Annotated in this window: 14 protein-coding genes; 8 read left to right on the top strand and 6 right to left on the bottom strand. The window is 50.4% G+C overall.

Annotated elements, in window-relative coordinates; genetic code table 11:
• The first annotated feature begins 74 nt into the window (after nucleotides 1–74).
• From AOC34_RS09725 to AOC34_RS09715, 3 genes are all read left to right on the top strand, one after another.
• On the top strand, nucleotides 75–1,613 hold the full coding sequence (locus tag AOC34_RS09725; protein ID WP_108469868.1) for an efflux transporter outer membrane subunit: 1,539 nt from the start codon (nucleotides 75–77) through the stop codon (nucleotides 1,611–1,613).
• Between the two features lie 173 nt (nucleotides 1,614–1,786).
• Entirely contained in the window at nucleotides 1,787–2,929 is a 1,143-nt protein-coding gene (locus AOC34_RS09720; RefSeq protein ID WP_108470161.1) for an efflux RND transporter periplasmic adaptor subunit, read from the top strand.
• A gap of 21 nt (nucleotides 2,930–2,950) precedes the next feature.
• Nucleotides 2,951–5,986, top strand: coding sequence for an efflux RND transporter permease subunit (locus AOC34_RS09715; RefSeq protein ID WP_108469867.1), 3,036 nt, complete (start codon nucleotides 2,951–2,953; stop codon nucleotides 5,984–5,986).
• A 21-nt stretch (nucleotides 5,987–6,007) separates the two neighbouring features.
• Here AOC34_RS09715 and AOC34_RS09710 read toward each other — a convergent pair whose 3' ends face one another.
• From AOC34_RS09710 to AOC34_RS09700, 3 genes are read right to left on the bottom strand one after another with little or no spacing between them, the layout of a single operon-like run.
• The gene (locus tag AOC34_RS09710; protein WP_108469866.1) at nucleotides 6,008–6,646 is read right to left on the bottom strand and encodes a glutathione S-transferase family protein; all 639 of its coding nucleotides are present in this window, start codon (nucleotides 6,644–6,646) and stop codon (nucleotides 6,008–6,010) included.
• Between the two features lie 10 nt (nucleotides 6,647–6,656).
• Nucleotides 6,657–7,160: a flavin reductase family protein gene (locus tag AOC34_RS09705; protein ID WP_108469865.1), complete on the bottom strand. Its 504-nt coding sequence runs from the start codon at nucleotides 7,158–7,160 to the stop codon at nucleotides 6,657–6,659.
• Nucleotides 7,161–7,180: 20 nt separating this feature from the next.
• Nucleotides 7,181–7,462 carry a hypothetical protein gene (locus AOC34_RS09700; RefSeq protein WP_108469864.1) on the bottom strand — a complete coding sequence of 94 codons (282 nt, stop codon included), beginning with the start codon at nucleotides 7,460–7,462 and terminating at the stop codon, nucleotides 7,181–7,183.
• A 94-nt stretch (nucleotides 7,463–7,556) separates the two neighbouring features.
• On the opposite strand from AOC34_RS09700, the gene acuI reads away from it, so the two are divergent.
• Complete coding sequence (gene acuI / locus AOC34_RS09695; protein WP_108469863.1) at nucleotides 7,557–8,540, top strand: acrylyl-CoA reductase (NADPH); 984 nt, start codon at nucleotides 7,557–7,559, stop codon at nucleotides 8,538–8,540.
• Here the strand turns inward: acuI and AOC34_RS09690 are convergent.
• On the bottom strand, nucleotides 8,537–8,731 hold the full coding sequence (locus AOC34_RS09690) for a DUF1289 domain-containing protein (RefSeq protein ID WP_234408101.1): 195 nt from the start codon (nucleotides 8,729–8,731) through the stop codon (nucleotides 8,537–8,539). The genes acuI and AOC34_RS09690 overlap by 4 nt on opposite strands.
• Before the next feature lie 31 nt (nucleotides 8,732–8,762).
• Between AOC34_RS09690 and AOC34_RS09685 the strand changes: the two genes are divergently transcribed.
• Complete coding sequence (locus AOC34_RS09685; RefSeq protein ID WP_108469861.1) at nucleotides 8,763–9,854, top strand: MBL fold metallo-hydrolase; 1,092 nt, start codon at nucleotides 8,763–8,765, stop codon at nucleotides 9,852–9,854.
• Here AOC34_RS09685 and AOC34_RS09680 read toward each other — a convergent pair.
• Nucleotides 9,778–10,206, bottom strand: a complete 429-nt coding sequence (locus AOC34_RS09680; RefSeq protein ID WP_108469860.1) for a PhaM family polyhydroxyalkanoate granule multifunctional regulatory protein — start codon at nucleotides 10,204–10,206, stop codon at nucleotides 9,778–9,780. The two genes, AOC34_RS09685 and AOC34_RS09680, sit on opposite strands and share 77 nt — an antisense overlap.
• Nucleotides 10,207–10,283: 77 nt before the next feature.
• On the opposite strand from AOC34_RS09680, the gene AOC34_RS09675 reads away from it, so the two are divergent.
• Together AOC34_RS09675 and metH are read left to right on the top strand one after the other, a co-directional pair.
• The gene (locus AOC34_RS09675; protein WP_108469859.1) at nucleotides 10,284–11,351 is read left to right on the top strand and encodes a homocysteine S-methyltransferase family protein; all 1,068 of its coding nucleotides are present in this window, start codon (nucleotides 10,284–10,286) and stop codon (nucleotides 11,349–11,351) included.
• Nucleotides 11,348–14,089, top strand: a complete 2,742-nt coding sequence (metH, locus tag AOC34_RS09670; RefSeq protein ID WP_108469858.1) for a methionine synthase — start codon at nucleotides 11,348–11,350, stop codon at nucleotides 14,087–14,089. The genes AOC34_RS09675 and metH overlap by 4 nt, the downstream gene beginning before the upstream one ends.
• A 31-nt stretch (nucleotides 14,090–14,120) precedes the next feature.
• On the opposite strand, the gene AOC34_RS09665 is transcribed toward metH, so the two are convergent.
• Nucleotides 14,121–14,438, bottom strand: a complete 318-nt coding sequence (locus tag AOC34_RS09665; protein WP_108469857.1) for a DUF1840 domain-containing protein — start codon at nucleotides 14,436–14,438, stop codon at nucleotides 14,121–14,123.
• Between the two features lie 69 nt (nucleotides 14,439–14,507).
• Here AOC34_RS09665 and argS point away from each other — a divergent pair, with 69 nt between their 5' ends.
• Nucleotides 14,508–16,241 carry an arginine--tRNA ligase gene (argS, locus tag AOC34_RS09660; RefSeq protein WP_108469856.1) on the top strand — a complete coding sequence of 578 codons (1,734 nt, stop codon included), beginning with the start codon at nucleotides 14,508–14,510 and terminating at the stop codon, nucleotides 16,239–16,241.
• The last annotated feature ends 8 nt before the right edge of the window (nucleotides 16,242–16,249 follow it).

Genomic DNA, 16,249 nt, shown 5'->3' with positions numbered 1-16,249 from the left:
TCGAGCTGTAATGGCTTCAGCGAGACCTAGAGCACCGAATAAAGCCTCTTATCTGTGTTCAAATAAGGGTTGCCATGAGCGAATCAATACTTAGCCCATCACCCTGTATTCAAAGACGCGTGCACTTAGCTCAGCGTGCTGTAGTTGTCCTCTTGGCGGCTAGCCTAGTCGCATGTGCAGCAGGCCCCGACTTCAAGCAGCCGGATGCCCCAAAAGTAGCTCGCTTTACTGAAAAGCCGACTGCCACGACATTAGCGACTGCGCCCAATGTGGCTGGGGGCACAGAGCAGCAGATCATTCCAGATACGGATATTCCGGCGGAGTGGTGGACCTTGTTTAAATCACCTGAGCTTGATAAGTTAATCAAAACAGCCTTGGCACAAAATCCCAATTTGGCTGCTGCGGATGCAGCGTTGCGTGTGGCACAAGAAAATGTGAATGCGCAAATTGGTGGCCAGTATTTTCCAAGCATTGGATTGGGTGGAAGCGCAACGCGTCAACAGCAATCCAATGCGATGTTTGGCCTACCCGGGCAGAATATTTATAACGTATACAACACCTCGATTAATTTAGGATATCGTGTAGATGTATTTGGCGCTGCGAGACGAGCCGTGGAGAGCGCCCGCGCACAAGCAGAGATTAGTCAATTTCAGTTAGAGGGTGCATACCTTGCTTTAACGGCAAATATCGTAACTGCGGCGGTTCGTGAAGCGGCACTGCGTGCCCAATACGCGGCCACATCGGAGATTCTAAAAGCCCAACAGAATTTTGCAGATGTAACGGAGCGTCAGCTTGCCATCGGCACTGTATCGCGGGTAGACCTGACATCGCAGCAAACCTTAGTGGCGAACTCTCAGGTCGATTTATTGGCTTACGAGCGTAATCTTGCTTTTGCACGCAATCAGCTTGCCGTCTATACCGGCGCATTTCCTAGCAATGCACAGATCGCTGAATTCGAGTTAGCCAATTTACATTTACCCGATAAGCTCCCGCTATCTCTGCCATCGAACTTAGTGCGGCAGCGCCCAGATATTCGCGCAGCCGAGGCCTTACTAAAGTCAACCAATGCCTTGGTGGGCGTAGCTACTGCCAATCTGTTGCCACAAATTAATCTGAGTGCCAGCGTCGGTTCAGTAGCGCTCTCCTCCGGTGCTTTATTCGGACCCTCGGCGGCAATTTGGAGTGTTGCTGGCGGCGTCTTTCAGCCCTTGTTTCAGGGCGGACAACTGCTAGCCCAGCGGCGTGGTGCGATTGCGGGTTACGAACAGGCGGTATTTCAGTACCAAGCAACCGTTCTCACTGCCTTCCAAGAGGTGGCCGATGCTTTGCGTGCGCTAGAGACTGGCGCTCAGTCATTAAAGGCCGCTGCCGATGCCGAGCGCTTCTCTAAAGAAACCTTAGATTTAGTACAAGAACAATACAAGCTAGGAACCAGTAGTTACTTAGCCGTGCTCTATTACCAAAATCTATATCAGCAAGCCAAGGTCAAGTTTGTACAGGCGCAGGCAGTACGCTTTGCAGATACGGCAGCACTGTTCGCCGCTCTGGGCGGAGGCTGGTGGAACCGAGATGGTCCAGCATATCAATCAAATGTTGCAAGGAATGCGCAATGAAATCATTGCAGGAATTAATTCAAACACTGAAGTCCAAAGTACATGAGTGGAAACTAATGGAATACGTCAGCAAAGCATGGAATGCAATAAGTCAGGTATTTAGTCGCATTGGCAATACGCTCCGTCTGCGTGCACGATTCAAGAACACAAAAGCCTATGCCAAGCTCATGGCGATGACGCCGTTGCGTCGCCGCATGACCGTTATGATGATTTCGGTTTTCATCTTGCTTGGACTGTTGGTTGGTTTCAACACTCTTAAAACTGCATTAATCACCTACTTTATCTCTAGCATGGGCTTGCCGCCTGCAACGGTATCGACAATGGTGGCAGAGGAAGATGAATGGCAGCCGACCTTAAGTAGTGTCGGTAATATTCGCGCGTTTCGTGGGGTTGATTTAAGTGCCGAGACTGGCGGTGCAGTTTTAAATGTATTCGTTAAATCCGGAATGGATGTGAAGAAAGGCGATTTGTTAATTCAGCTCAATGATGCAGCGGATATTGCTCAACTCAACTCCTTTAAAGCAATGGCTGATTTGGCTAAGGTGATTAATGAGCGCGATAAACAGCAGCTCGCGATTCAGGCCATTAGTAAAAACGTTTTTGATACCAGTGCGGCGGATGCTAAATCAAAAGCGGCTCAGGTTGAGCAGCAGGCTGCGCTGGTTGCAAAAAAGAGTATGCATGCACCGTTTAGTGGCCGCGTCGGCATCATTGCGATTAACCCAGGTCAATACGTCAATGCAGGCGATAAGATGTTGACTTTGCAAACCTTGGATCCGATTTTTGTGGATTTCACCTTGCCACAGAGTACTGCGGGCATGATTCAAGTAGGACAAGAGATTGAAATGAAGACCGACGCATTTAAAGATGCCGGCTTCAAAGGCAAGATTACAGCAGTAAGCCCAAAGGTTGAGCTCAATACGCGCAATATGCAAATTGAAGCAATGGTAAGCAATCCCGATAAAAAAGTATTGCCAGGGATGTTTGCCAACGTCACCATCAACTTGGGTGATCGCGTTAAATACCTAACCCTGCCCCAAACGGCGATTACCTACAATCCCTACGGCAGTACGGTATTTATCGCTCGTAAAACCGATCGCATGGATAAGCAAGGTAAGCCGCTGATTGAGGCTGAGCAAGTGTTTGTCACAACAGGCCTCACCCGTGGTGATCAAGTCGCAATTGTCAAAGGCCTTGAGCCAGGCGTGATGGTGGTCACTAGCGGACAACTTAAATTAAAAAATGGCACGCCATTGATTATTAATAATAAAGTCCAGCCCGGCTTTAATCCCAACCCAAAGCCACAAGAACAATAAATCGAGCGAATTGACTAATTTATGAAGTGGACTGATCTATTTATTCGCAGACCCGTCTTGGCGCTGGTTGTAAGTGCGCTCATTCTGGTGTTTGGCCTCAAGTCCGCCAGTACCTTACCGGTCAATCAGTACCCACAAACTCAAAACGCCATTGTGACCATCACTACGGCGTATTTTGGTGCGGACCCTGAAACGATTGCTGGCTTCATTACCCAGCCATTAGAGGCGGCGATTGCGCAAGCCCAAGGAATTGATTACCTCTCGTCGACCAGCATTAGCGGCATCTCCACCATTATTGCAACCTTGCAGCTGAATTACGATGCCAATAAAGCGCTGACGCAAATCAATACGCAAATCAGCTCCGTTCGTAATCAATTGCCACCGCAGGCCCAGCAACCTGTTCTAACCGTTCAGGTTGGTCAATCCACTGCTGCAATGTATCTAGGTTTTTACAGTGACGTTATTCCCAACAACAGCACAACCGATTACCTGTTGCGCGTAGTAAAGCCAAAGCTTGACTCGGTCGCTGGTGTTCAAAATGCCGAGATCTTAGGCGGTCGCAAGTTTGCGCTGCGAGCTTGGCTGGATCGCGATCGCATGGCTGGTGTAGGAGTGGGGGCGGATGATGTCTATAACGCACTCGCCGCCAATAATTATCTCTCTGCCGTTGGCAGCACAAAGGGTGAAATGGTAGCCGTGGATTTAGTGGCGGGTACCGATCTACACACCCTGGATGAATTCCGTAAATTGGTAGTCAAGCGCAATGGCGCGGACATTGTTTACTTAGATCAAGTAGCAACAGTGAGTCTGGGATCGGATGACTACAATACCAACGTGGCATTTAGCGGTAAGCAGTCGGTTTTTATTGGTATCAAAGTAGCCCCAGATGCAAATTTGCTTGATGTTGCAGAACGGGTGCGCGCAGTCTTGCCCGATATTCAGAGGCAATTACCCACTGGCTTAGTTGGCAACATTGTCTATGACTCCACTAAATTCATTACTACCTCCATTGACGAGGTGGTAGCCACCTTACTTGAGGCGCTCCTCATTGTGACCGTCGTTATCTTCTTGTTCTTGGGAAGCTTCCGCGCAGTTGCAGTGCCTGTCATTGCGATGCCACTGTCGCTCATCGGCACCTTCTTCTTAATGCAGGTTTTGGGTTATTCCATCAATTTGCTCACCCTGCTTGCCTTGGTTTTGGCGATCGGCTTGGTCGTAGATGACGCCATCATCGTGGTGGAGAACGTCGACCGCCACATGAAAGAAGGTAAATCACCGCTCGAGGCATCGTTGATTGCAGCGCGGGAACTCGGCAATCCGATTCTGGCAATGACGGTAGTGCTCATTGCTGTTTATATCCCCATTGGCTTTCAGGGCGGCCTTACCGGGGCACTATTCACCGAGTTTGCGTTTACCTTAGCCAGTGCGGTAGCGGTTTCTGGTGTGGTGGCATTAACACTGTCCCCTATGATGTGTTCCCGCATTTTTACCGAAGGGCAAGAGACCACCCCCTTTGTGAAAAAGATCGATGCAATTTTTGATCGCGTACATCATCGCTATCAAACCCTCCTACGCGACCTCTTGAGTACCTGGCAGGTCATTATTGTGATGGGCGTATTTTTATTGGGCGGTGTTGCCTATCTGTATGCAACAGCCCATTCGGAGCTGGCACCGATTGAAGATCAAGGCATTGTGCTGATGCAGGCTTCTGGGCCGCCTAATGCCACGGTCAATCAAATGCAAACCTATGCCGATCAGATTCAAAAGATTGCGGCAGCGGAGCCGGAGTATTTACAGATGTTCCAGATTACTAGTGCGACCAGCAGTTTTGGTGGCGTATTGATGAAGGATTGGAATGAGCGTAGCCGTAGCGCTTCCGCTTTTCAGCAAGACATGCAGAATAAGTGGAATAGCATTGCCGGCGTGCGGGTTGCTGCGTTCCAATTTCCCGCTTTGCCGGGCGCCCAAGGTTTGCCAGTACAGGTGGTTATTAATACCACCGAGTCATACGAGAACCTCAATGAGGTATCTCAGGCTGTACTCGACAAAGCGCGTAAGAGCGGCATGTTTTTCTTTGTGGATAGCGATTTAAAAATTGATAAACCACAAAACGTCTTAGAGATTGACCGCGAAAAAGTCGCCGCATTAGGCATGACCCAGCGTGACGTGGGTAATGCACTCTCAGCTGCCCTTGGCGGGGGCTTTGTTAATTACTTTTCGGTTTCCGGTAGATCGTATCGGGTGATTCCGCAGGTGAAGCAAGTCGATCGACTCAATCCAGATCAAATATTGGATTACTACATTCGTACACCCAGCGGTGAGATGATTCAGGCGCGTACCATTGCCAGCATTAAGCAGCGCGTCGTTCCGCAGTCCATTAATCACTTTCAGCAGCTGAACTCTGCGACGATTATTGGTGTCAGTACGCCATTTGTATCCCAGGAAGAGGTGCTCAAGTTTATTGGGCAGTCATTGAAAGAAGTGGCACCCAATGGCTACTCCATTGATTACGCCGGGCCATCACGGCAGTTTATGAATGAGTCGGGCGGTTTCCTGGTCACCATGTTCTTTGCGATTTTGATTGTCTTCTTAGTGTTAGCCGCTCAGTTTGAAAGTTTCCGTGATCCGATTGTGATTTTGGTTTCGGTGCCGCTGGCTTTGTTTGGCGCGCTGATATTTATTAATCTCGGCTTTACCACGCTCAACGTTTATACCCAGGTTGGCCTTGTGACGCTGATGGGGCTTATTAGTAAGCACGGCATTTTGATTGTGGAGTTCGCTAACGAGTTGCAGGCAGCAGGGCGCAGTAAGCTCGATGCCATTGTCGAAGCCAGTAGTGTTCGTTTGCGCCCCATTCTCATGACTACGGCAGCGATGGTGTTGGGCGTGATCCCATTAGTGATTGCGTCTGGCGCTGGTGCTGCAGGCCGTCAATCCATGGGCATCGTGATCTTTACCGGCCTCTCGATTGGTACTCTATTTACCCTGTTTGTGGTGCCGGCGATGTATCTTTTTATTGGCGCCGATCACCAAGCCAAGAAGTTTAAGCAGGCGTAAGGGCATACCGCCCTTACCTACTTACGCTACAGTGAGGTAAGCGGTTTCGCTTTCTAAGCGCTTCATCCACGCTTCAATACCTGGATAGGAGATGCGCTGACCCACTCGCTCAGGAAACTTCTCAGCTAGCATGATCCAGCGATTAACGCAGAGCCCCAAGGCAATATCAGCCAGGCTAAAGCGATTGCCAGCACAATACAAATGCGATTCCAGGGCTTGATTAAGGATCTTCAGATGGCCGCTGGCCGTTTCATAGTCTTTGCGAATCAAATCGTAGTTGCGTTCATTTTCAGGGGTTCGCGTTAGACCTAAAAATGCTGAGCGCATGGTAGGCCAGAAAGTAGTGAGCTGCCAATCCATCCACTTATCAGCGGAGGCCTGGCTATTGATGTCGGCCGGGTAGCGTCCGTTCTGGTCATACTTGCGAGCGAGGTAGCGCAGGATGGCATTGGACTCCCACAGTACGAAGGACTCATCTTGCAGTGTTGGCACTAAACCATTGGGGTTTAATGCTAAGAATTCAGGGGTGTTGACTACACCAAATTGCAGACCAGCATCGATGCGTTCATAGTCTGTGCCTTCTTTAAGCCCAAGCTCATGCAGGCACCATAGAATTTTTTGGACATTGATTGAAGTGGTTCTACCCCAAAGACGCATCATAAAAAATCCTTTACTCGATTGGGGCGCGCTCAGGTAAGCGGAGGCCCATAAATTGACTGCGTGAAAATACCAGTGGATCACGCGCTTCATGGTGTTGCATGTTCACGATGCGCGCAACAATAATGCGGTGATCGCCGCCCGGATGAACGGCAATGGTTTCGCATTCAAAGTAGGCGACACAATCCGGCAGCATTGCAAGGCCAGAGGGGGTGGTGACCAGATCGGCCCCCGCAAATTGATCGCCAGTGCTTTTGGCAAAACGCATGGCAATGTCTTCTTGTGATCGCTCTAAAACATGAATCAACTGTTTTTTTCCAACCGTAAAGGCATCCATGAATACGGAACGCTCAGACAGACTCCAAAGCACGAGGGGCGGATCCAAGGAAACTGTATTGAATGAGCTAATCGTTACCCCAACCGCTTGACTATTGTTGCCGATGCCGGTGATGACCGTTACGCCCGTAGCGAAACTCGAAAATGCCTTGCGTAATTCGGTGGGTGAAGCTGAACTCATGAAGGGCTTTATCTTTAAACTTATTTGGCTGGCGTAATGCTGGTGCCTGGAATGGGTGTCAATATTTCATTTTCTTCTGCACGAACGCACTTGAAGCGATATTCGTTTGATGCTTTTGAGATGAAGCTAGCACCCATGTAAAAGTCAGACTGACAGGCCTTCATAGCAAAATTCATCACATCTTGTGGCGCCGCAGAAGACTGGATTAGGCGCATATTTCCCATCGACATTTTGATGTCAGTGGAAGAGCAGCCGGTCACAACTAAGGTAACCAGCCCAAGAGAGAGTAGAATTTTTTTCATGGAACACTCCATAATTCGTAATGCTTGTTAGGATAAACGGTTTACGGTCAGCGGGTGAAAATTAGCGGTATGGCTCTGTATTGAAAGGAAAACGATGTTTAAGGCAATTGTTATAAATAAAGACGACAAAGGCTACCGTGCGGAACTGGACCAGCTTGAGGAATCAGCGCTCCCAGCGGGAGATGTGCGTGTTCGAGTGCAGTATTCCACCCTCAATTACAAAGATGGGTTGGCAATCACAGGCAAAGGCCCTGTGGTTAGAAGCTTTCCAATGGTTCCTGGGATTGATTTTGCAGGGGAAGTGCTGGAAAGCACATCGCCTGAGTTTAAGGTGGGCGATGCCGTTTTGCTCAATGGTTGGGGTGTAGGCGAGGGCCACTGGGGTGGTTTAGCCCAGCAGGCAAGGGTTAAGGCGGATTGGCTGATTCCACTGCCAAAGGGCTTTACTGCCAAACAGGCCTTAGCGATTGGAACCGCTGGATATACCGCCATGCTGTGTGTCATGGCATTGCAAAAGCATGGCGTCAAGCCAGCCGATGGTGAAGTGCTGGTTACTGGCGCTGCTGGCGGTGTTGGTAGTTTTGCAATTGCCCTGCTGAGTAAGCTCGGTTTTACAGTAGTTGCCAGTAGCGGACGTCCCCAAGAGGCTGAGTATCTTCGGTCTTTGGGCGCAGCTGAAGTCATTGATCGGAGTAGCTTATCGGAGCCAGGTAAACCATTGGCGCGCGAGCGCTGGGCTGCCGTGGTGGATAGCGTGGGTAGTCATACTTTAGTCAATGCTTGCGCAGCAACGAAGAGCGAAGGCGCAGTAGCCGCCTGTGGCCTTGCGCAAGGCATGGATTTTCCAGGCACCGTAGCACCCTTCATCTTGCGTGGCGTTACCCTATATGGCATCAATAGCGTGACCGTGCCCAAAGCCAAGCGCATTGCGGCGTATGAACAGCTAAGCGCCTTGGTGGATCTCAAAACATTGGATGCCATTTCCCATGAAATTAGTTTGGGAGAAGCAATTCAGTATGCCGACGCCTTAATGAAAGGCAATGTGCGTGGTCGGGTGATTGTGGACGTGAATCGTTAAGCCAATAGGCTTGACGATGGATCATTGCCTTGCGATGTTTTACGTAGCGGGAGCTGAAGATTAATCGCACATTGTTCGTCGTCGGATAAAGAGGACCAGCGTGCGATTTCATCCAGCGTGCGAAAGCAACCCAGGCAATAACCGGTTTGCGGATGCATTTCACACCAATTGACGCAAGGCGATTTAGCCACGGAACTATCCTTTTATAAAACCAAGTAAGCGATGAAAACGCCACCCACTACTAACGCAACTGATCTTAATTCAATTCAATACCCCTGGGGCGATCAGTTGCCTGAGAAGGCCGTTTTATTGGAACTTCTGCCGGGAGTGCGCTGGATCAGAATGCCCCTTCCCTTCGCTTTGGATCATATCAATCTCTGGTTAATTCGGGATGACTTCAATGGCAGGGAGGGCTGGACCATTATTGACTGCGGTATTGCGAATGACGAGACCCGCGCTATTTGGGAAGAAATTGAGCGAACCCAGTTGGATGGGTTGCCGGTGTTACGGGTGATTGTGACCCACATGCACCCCGATCACGTTGGCCTAGCGCAATGGCTTTGTGAGCGCTGGCAAGTGCCTTTGTGGATGTCGATGTCCGATTACCTCACTGCACAGTGGCTCAGTCATGATCAAGGTGGGGCTGCCATTGGCGCTACTCCTGGAAGCGGCGGTGCTGCAGATCATTTTCAACGGCATGGCCTTTCCAGCAGCGAGGATTTAGAGAAGCTTCGTGGCCGAGCAGACTACTACAGGCGCATGGTGCCTGGTATGCCAAAGCGCTACCGCCGCATCATGCAGGGCGAGCAGATTGAGATGGGCGGGCATCAATGGCAGGTCATCATGGGCTATGGCCATGCGCCCGAACATGCCAGTCTTTACTGTGCGGCATTAGGCTGTTTCATTTCAGGGGACATGGTGCTGCCGCGCATCTCGACCAATGTGAGCGTCTACGATGCTGAGCCGGATGCTGATCCGCTCGGTCTGTATTTGGATTCATTATTGAAGTACACAGCGCTGCCAAAAGATACCGTAGTACTGCCTTCGCATGGCAAGCCCTTTAAGGGCTTGCACTACCGCATTAAGCAGCTACAAGATCACCATGTCGACCGCCTGGCTGATACCTTGGGTGCATGCAGCGTTCCGCACCACGCCCGCGATATTGTTCCAGTGCTATTTAAGCGTAGTCTAGATACCCACCAAATGAGTTTTGCAATGGGCGAGGCGATTGCGCACCTCAATCACCTGTGGCGTCAAGGAAAGTTGCGCCGCGAGCTTTCTTCCGACGGGGTGTGGATGTTTTGCGCGGTTTAGCGGCACTACTTTTTTTACTAGAGTCAGTGCTTTCGTCGGACTTGGGCGTCATGGCCTCTCCAAAGGACTTTAGTGCCAAGAGGGTTGCATGCTGTACCTCGAGACCCTGAATCGTCGTTTTGAGGATGTTGTGGTTCATTGAGAGCCAGTTTTCAACGCTTTTTAAGTCCTTAATCCGCTTTTCAAGTTCATCAATATCCACCCCTGGAAAGCCAGCAAATCCAGCAGGGCCTTTTGATGGGTCGGCTGCAAACGGAAATTGCCCGGCATTTTGTCCAGCAGCAACCCCTTGACCCCACATGGTCTTGAGCATTTCCATGCTTTGATTGAATTCAGGAATGGTTCCAAACATACGGCCTCCAAGTCGGCTTGATGCCGATAAAGTCATTAGAATAGTGGCTTATTAAGATTAACCCCTCTATTTAAACAATGCAATCAAACGGTTCCAATTTGGTATTTACCCGGGGCGGCGAATTACCAGCGCTGCTAAACGACCGCATCCTGATCTTGGACGGCGCCATGGGAACCATGATTCAGCAATACAAGTTAAGCGAAGCCGATTACCGTGGTCTGCCAGGCAATACCCGCTTTGCCGATCATCCCGGCGATCTAAAGGGGAACAATGAGCTTTTAGTGTTGACGCAGCCCCACATCATCCAAAAAATCCATGAGGACTATTTGGATGCCGGCGCGGACATCATAGAAACCAATACCTTTGGTGCGACTTCGGTGGCGCAAGAGGACTACAAAATGCCAGGTTTGGCGCGCGAGATGAATGAGGCGGCTGCACGTTTAGCGCATGATGCTTGTGCCAAATTCAGCACATCTGAAAAGCCCCGTTTTGTGGCTGGCGCAATTGGGCCTACGCCAAAGACTGCCAGCATCTCGCCAGACGTCAACGATCCAGGCGCGCGCAACATTAGCTTTGATGCCTTGCGCGATACCTACCGCGAGCAAATTGAAGGCTTGTATGCCGGTGGCGTCGATCTTTTTTTAGTCGAAACCATTTTTGATACCCTAAATGCCAAAGCAGCGATGTTTGCCCTCGATGAATTTTTTGAGGACACTGGTGTGAAGTTACCGGTCATGGTTTCTGGAACAGTGACCGATGCATCGGGACGCATTTTGTCTGGGCAAACCGTCGAAGCGTTTTGGAATAGCTTGCGCCACATCAAGCCACTCACATTTGGTTTAAATTGCGCGCTCGGAGCAGCTTTAATGCGCCCCTACATTGCTGAGCTGGCCCGCATCTGCAATACCGCGGTCTCGTGTTATCCCAATGCAGGTCTGCCAAACCCCATGAGCGATACCGGCTTTGATGAGACGCCAGAAATTACTTCTGCGCTGGTCGACGGCTTTGCTAAAGACGGCTTAGTCAATTTGGTGGGTGGCTGCTGCGGAACCACTCCAGATCACATCCGTGCGATTGCCAATGCAGTTGCGAAGCGGAGGCCCAGGGTCTTTTACCGTGAGCCCCAAGCAGAGGTGGCCGAATGAGCAAGCGCGTGATTGCCCCAATGCGTTTGTCTGGCCTCGAGTCGTACAACGTCAGTCCAGTGGTTGGCTTCGTCAATATTGGTGAGCGCACCAATGTGACGGGATCAAAAGCCTTCTCGCGCATGATTTTGAATAATCAATTTGATGAAGCCTTGGCCGTAGCACGGCAGCAGGTTGAAAGTGGCGCGCAGATTATTGATATCAATATGGATGAGGCCATGCTCGATTCGGAGGCAGCCATGGTGCGCTTTCTGAATCTGATTGCGTCTGAGCCGGATATTGCTCGCGTGCCCATCATGATCGACTCCTCCAAGTGGAGCATCATCGAAGCGGGATTGAAGTGCGTCCAAGGCAAGCCCATCGTCAATTCGATTTCTTTAAAAGAAGGTGAAGATGCATTTCGCCATCAAGCCAAGCTGATTCGTCGTTATGGGGCTGCCACGGTAGTCATGGCGTTTGATGAAAAAGGGCAGGCTGATACGTATCAACGTAAAACAGAAATTTGCCAGCGCTCGTATCAAATCTTGGTTGAGGAAATTGGATTCCCTCCAGAAGACATTATTTTTGACCCCAATATTTTTGCAATTGCAACCGGGATTGAAGAGCACGATAACTACGCGGTCGATTTTATTAATGCAACGCGTTGGATTAAAGAAAATCTACCGGGCGCGAAAGTCAGTGGCGGCGTTTCCAATGTGAGCTTCTCATTCCGCGGCAACGACCGTGTACGTGAAGCCATTCATACGGTCTTTTTGTATCACGCGATTCAGGCCGGCATGGACATGGGCATCGTCAACGCTGGCCAGCTTGGGGTCTATGCGGATTTAGACCCAGAGTTGCGTGAGCGGGTGGAAGACATCGTGCTTAATCGCTTTAGAGAAAAGGATGGCCAAACTCCAACCGAGCGTTTATTGGCAATCGCAGATCAATTTAAAGGCGATGGCATCAAGCAAGTCGAGAATCTCGTATGGCGTGAAGCGCCGGTGCGGGATCGCTTAACGCACGCCTTGGTGCACGGCATTACCAACTTTATTTTGGACGACACCGAAGAGTTGCGCGCGGACATCATGGGTTCCGGTGGCCGTCCGATTGAAGTGATTGAGGGCCCCCTCATGGATGGCATGAACGTGGTCGGCGATTTGTTTGGTGAAGGCAAAATGTTTTTGCCGCAGGTCGTAAAAAGTGCGCGCGTAATGAAGCAGGCAGTAGCGCACCTCATTCCCTATATTGAAGAAGAAAAACGCTTGCACGTTGCCGCAGGAGGCGAAGCCAAAGCCAAGGGTAAGATTGTGATGGCAACCGTTAAAGGCGACGTGCACGACATTGGCAAAAACATTGTGACCGTTGTTCTCCAATGCAATAACTTTGAAGTAGTCAATATGGGCGTGATGGTGCCTTGCGCGGAGATTCTGAAGGTAGCTAAAGAAGAGAAGGCCGATATTGTCGGGCTATCTGGCTTAATTACCCCGTCGCTCGAAGAGATGACCTACGTTGCCCAAGAAATGCAGCGCGATCCCTATTTCCGTGACCAGCAATTGCCTTTGATGATTGGTGGGGCGACTACGTCCCGTGTTCATACTGCAGTTAAGATTGCGCCGCATTATGACGGTCCGGTGGTGTATGTTCCTGATGCATCCCGTTCCGTCTCAGTTGCATCCAGCTTGCTATCGGATGAAAGCGCCAGCAAATTTATTCAAGATTTGCGCGATGACTATGAGCGCATACGCGTACAGCATGCTAATCGCAAAGTAGTGCCAACGATTTCGCTGGAAGCGGCACGCCAAAATCGAGAGAAAATCGATTGGAGCAGCTATACACCCGAGAAGCCGAAATTCATTGGCCGCCGCATCTTCAAAAACTTTGCCCTCAGTGAAATTGCCAAGTTCATTGACTGGACCCCGTTTTTTCAAACCTGGGATTTGGCGGGCAAGTTCCCAGCCATCCTCGAGGATGAGGTAGTTGGCGTTGAGGCGAAAAAAGTATTCGCTGATGCTCAGGCCCTATTGGAGAAAATCGTCAAAGGACAGTGGCTTCAGGCGGATGGCGTAGTTGCGTTTTATCCTGCTAACGCCCTTGGCGATGACATTGTTTTGTATAGCGATGAAACGCGTGAGCATCCCCTATTTGTCTGGCATAACCTACGCCAGCAGTCAGAGCGGCCAGTTGTCGACGGAGTAAAGCGCCCCAATCGCTGCCTTGCAGACTACGTTGCTCCCCGGGATTCTGGAGTGGCAGATTACGTCGGCTGTTTTGCCGTCACTACCGGACACGGCGTTGAAAAGAAAGTCGCTGAATTTCAGGCAAAAAACGACGACTACAACGCCATTATGCTCAAGGCCTTAGCAGATCGTTTAGCGGAAGCATTTGCTGAACTCATGCATCACCGCGTGCGTACTGATTTGTGGGGTTATGCGAGCGACGAGGCTTTGACGAATGAGGCCATGATCGATGAGCAATATCGCGGGATTCGACCAGCGCCCGGTTATCCAGCCTGCCCGGCCCATGAGGTCAAGCGCGATATGTTGCGCATCGTTGGCGCTGAAGACATTGGTATGACCCTAACCGAGTCCTTTGCAATGGACCCTGCGTCCAGTGTGAGCGGATTTTATTTGGCACACCCCAATGCGCAGTATTTCAACGTGGGTAAAGTGGCGGCCGATCAAGTCGAGGATTTGGCCAAGCGCCGCGATGAATCGATTGAAACGGTGCGCCGGTCCCTATCGAGCTCGTTGGAGTAATCCCCTTCCTTTGCTCAGCAAAGGCTTGTCGTTAGACGCCCCACACAATGGGCTCATTTGCAGCCCTAGCTTGTTTGAGGAGCTCCAGAAAGGGGAAGGCGCGCTGCCCTAGACGATCGGCAGTCGGTTTTTCTTGGTCGGAGTCTGAGGGTGTATCGGGCGCGCTACTGTTGGAGGCTGCATCAGCCGTAATGGCGGATTCAAGGCGAGCAATAAACTCGGGCAAAAGCTCTGCGACCAAAATGCCCCGTTTCTCTAGGGGATGCTCAAGGATGTCAAAAATGCGTTGGCTCAAATCCGAGAGCATGATGACATCGGGACCTGCTTTAGAGTGAAATTGATAGATCATAATTTAGCTTACCACCTTTAAGAAGCCCCTATTCATAATCGGCCACTACGCCTGATAAACTCACCTTCTATGCTGTTAAATCATAAAAACCAATTAATTGCATCTTTAGGCGCTGCCTTAAAGGCCGTTGCCGATGGTCGCGGTATTGCAGTAGATTCGCCAATAGAGCCAAGGCTAGAGCGTCCAAAATCGGTGGACCATGGCGATGTCGCTTGCAACATTGCATTGCAAATCGCCAAAGCATGGAAGATGAATCCCCGTGAGCTGGCCCAAGCCATTGTCGATTCTTTGGGTTCGGATCCCAGTTATGCCGAATTGATTGCATCGAGTGAGATTGCAGGGCCTGGATTCATCAATTTCCGCTTAAGTAATAAAGCCAAAACCGAAGTAGTAACAGCAGTACTTGATCAGAAAAAAACATTCGGTAAGCGTGCCATCGATGGAGCATCACGGGCAATGGTGGAGTTTGTTTCTGCCAATCCAACCGGCCCCTTGCACGTTGGCCATGGCCGGCAAGCAGCGCTCGGCGATGCCATCGCCAATCTGCTGAGTACCCAAGGGGTTGCCGTGCACCGCGAGTTTTATTACAACGATGCTGGAGTGCAGATTACGAATTTAGCGGCATCTGTGCATGCACGTTTGAGCGGACTCAAGCCTGGCGATGCAAGTTGGCCAGAGCAGGCTTACAACGGCGATTACATTGCTGAAATTGCAGAGGCATATAAGGCCTCTCCTGAATGCAATGGTATGGATGACTTGGCGGCGATTCAGCAGTTTGCGGTTGCTTACCTGCGCAATGAGCAGGATATTGATTTACGTACGTTTGGCGTTCAGTTTGATTGCTACTACCTCGAATCCTCTTTGTATACCGATGGCAGTGTTGCCCAGATCGTTGCTGACCTGGGGTCGGTAGGTAAAACATATGAAGCCGATGGTGCATTGTGGCTCAGAACCACAGAGGATGGCGATGATAAGGATCGCGTCATGCGCAAGTCCGATGGCACATACACCTACTTTGTGCCTGACGTGGCTTACCATGCAAGTAAGTGGCAGCGTGGTTTTACTAAAGTGATCAATGTCCAAGGCAGCGATCACCATGGCACCATCGCTCGGGTGCGCTCTGGTTTGCAAGGCGTTGCGCAAAAACGCGGCTGGGTTATTCCGACTGACTACCCTGACTATGTTCTGCATAAGATGGTGACGGTGATGCGGCATGGGCAAGAGGTCAAGATTTCAAAACGGGCGGGGTCTTATGTAACTGTGCGCGATTTGGTGGAATGGTCTGGCGGCGTTACTGAGTTGATGAATGCCCAAGAGCGCGAATTGGCCTTGCAGCGGGGGCGTGATGCAGTGCGCTTCTTCTTAATTTCTCGTAAAGCCGATACGGAATTTGTGTTTGATGTGGATTTGGCACTGCAACAGAATGATGAGAACCCGGTGTTCTATGTGCAATACGCCCATGCGCGTATTTGCTCCATCTTGCAGCAATGGAACGGTACTGAAGCAGACCTACTGAATGCCGACCTTTCTCTTTTGGATAGCAAGGCCTCTGATCATTTGCTGCGCCGCCTTGCGGAATATCCGGAGATGCTAACGACTGCGGCAGCAGAGTTATCCCCACACGCAGTAGCGTTTTATCTGCGTGATTTGGCGGGGGATTTCCATACTTTTTACAATGCAGACCGGGTTTTGGTAGACGATGCAAAGTTAAAATTGGCCAGGCTGGCTTTATTGTCGGCAACCCGGCAAGTGATTGAAAATGGCTTGGCTTTATTGGGTGTATCGGCGCCCAGAAAAATGTAAGATAAGGG

This window comes from Polynucleobacter difficilis, assembly GCF_003065365.1.
Lineage (GTDB): Bacteria > Pseudomonadota > Gammaproteobacteria > Burkholderiales > Burkholderiaceae > Polynucleobacter > Polynucleobacter difficilis.
This window is presented reverse-complemented; position numbering and strand designations above follow the sequence as displayed.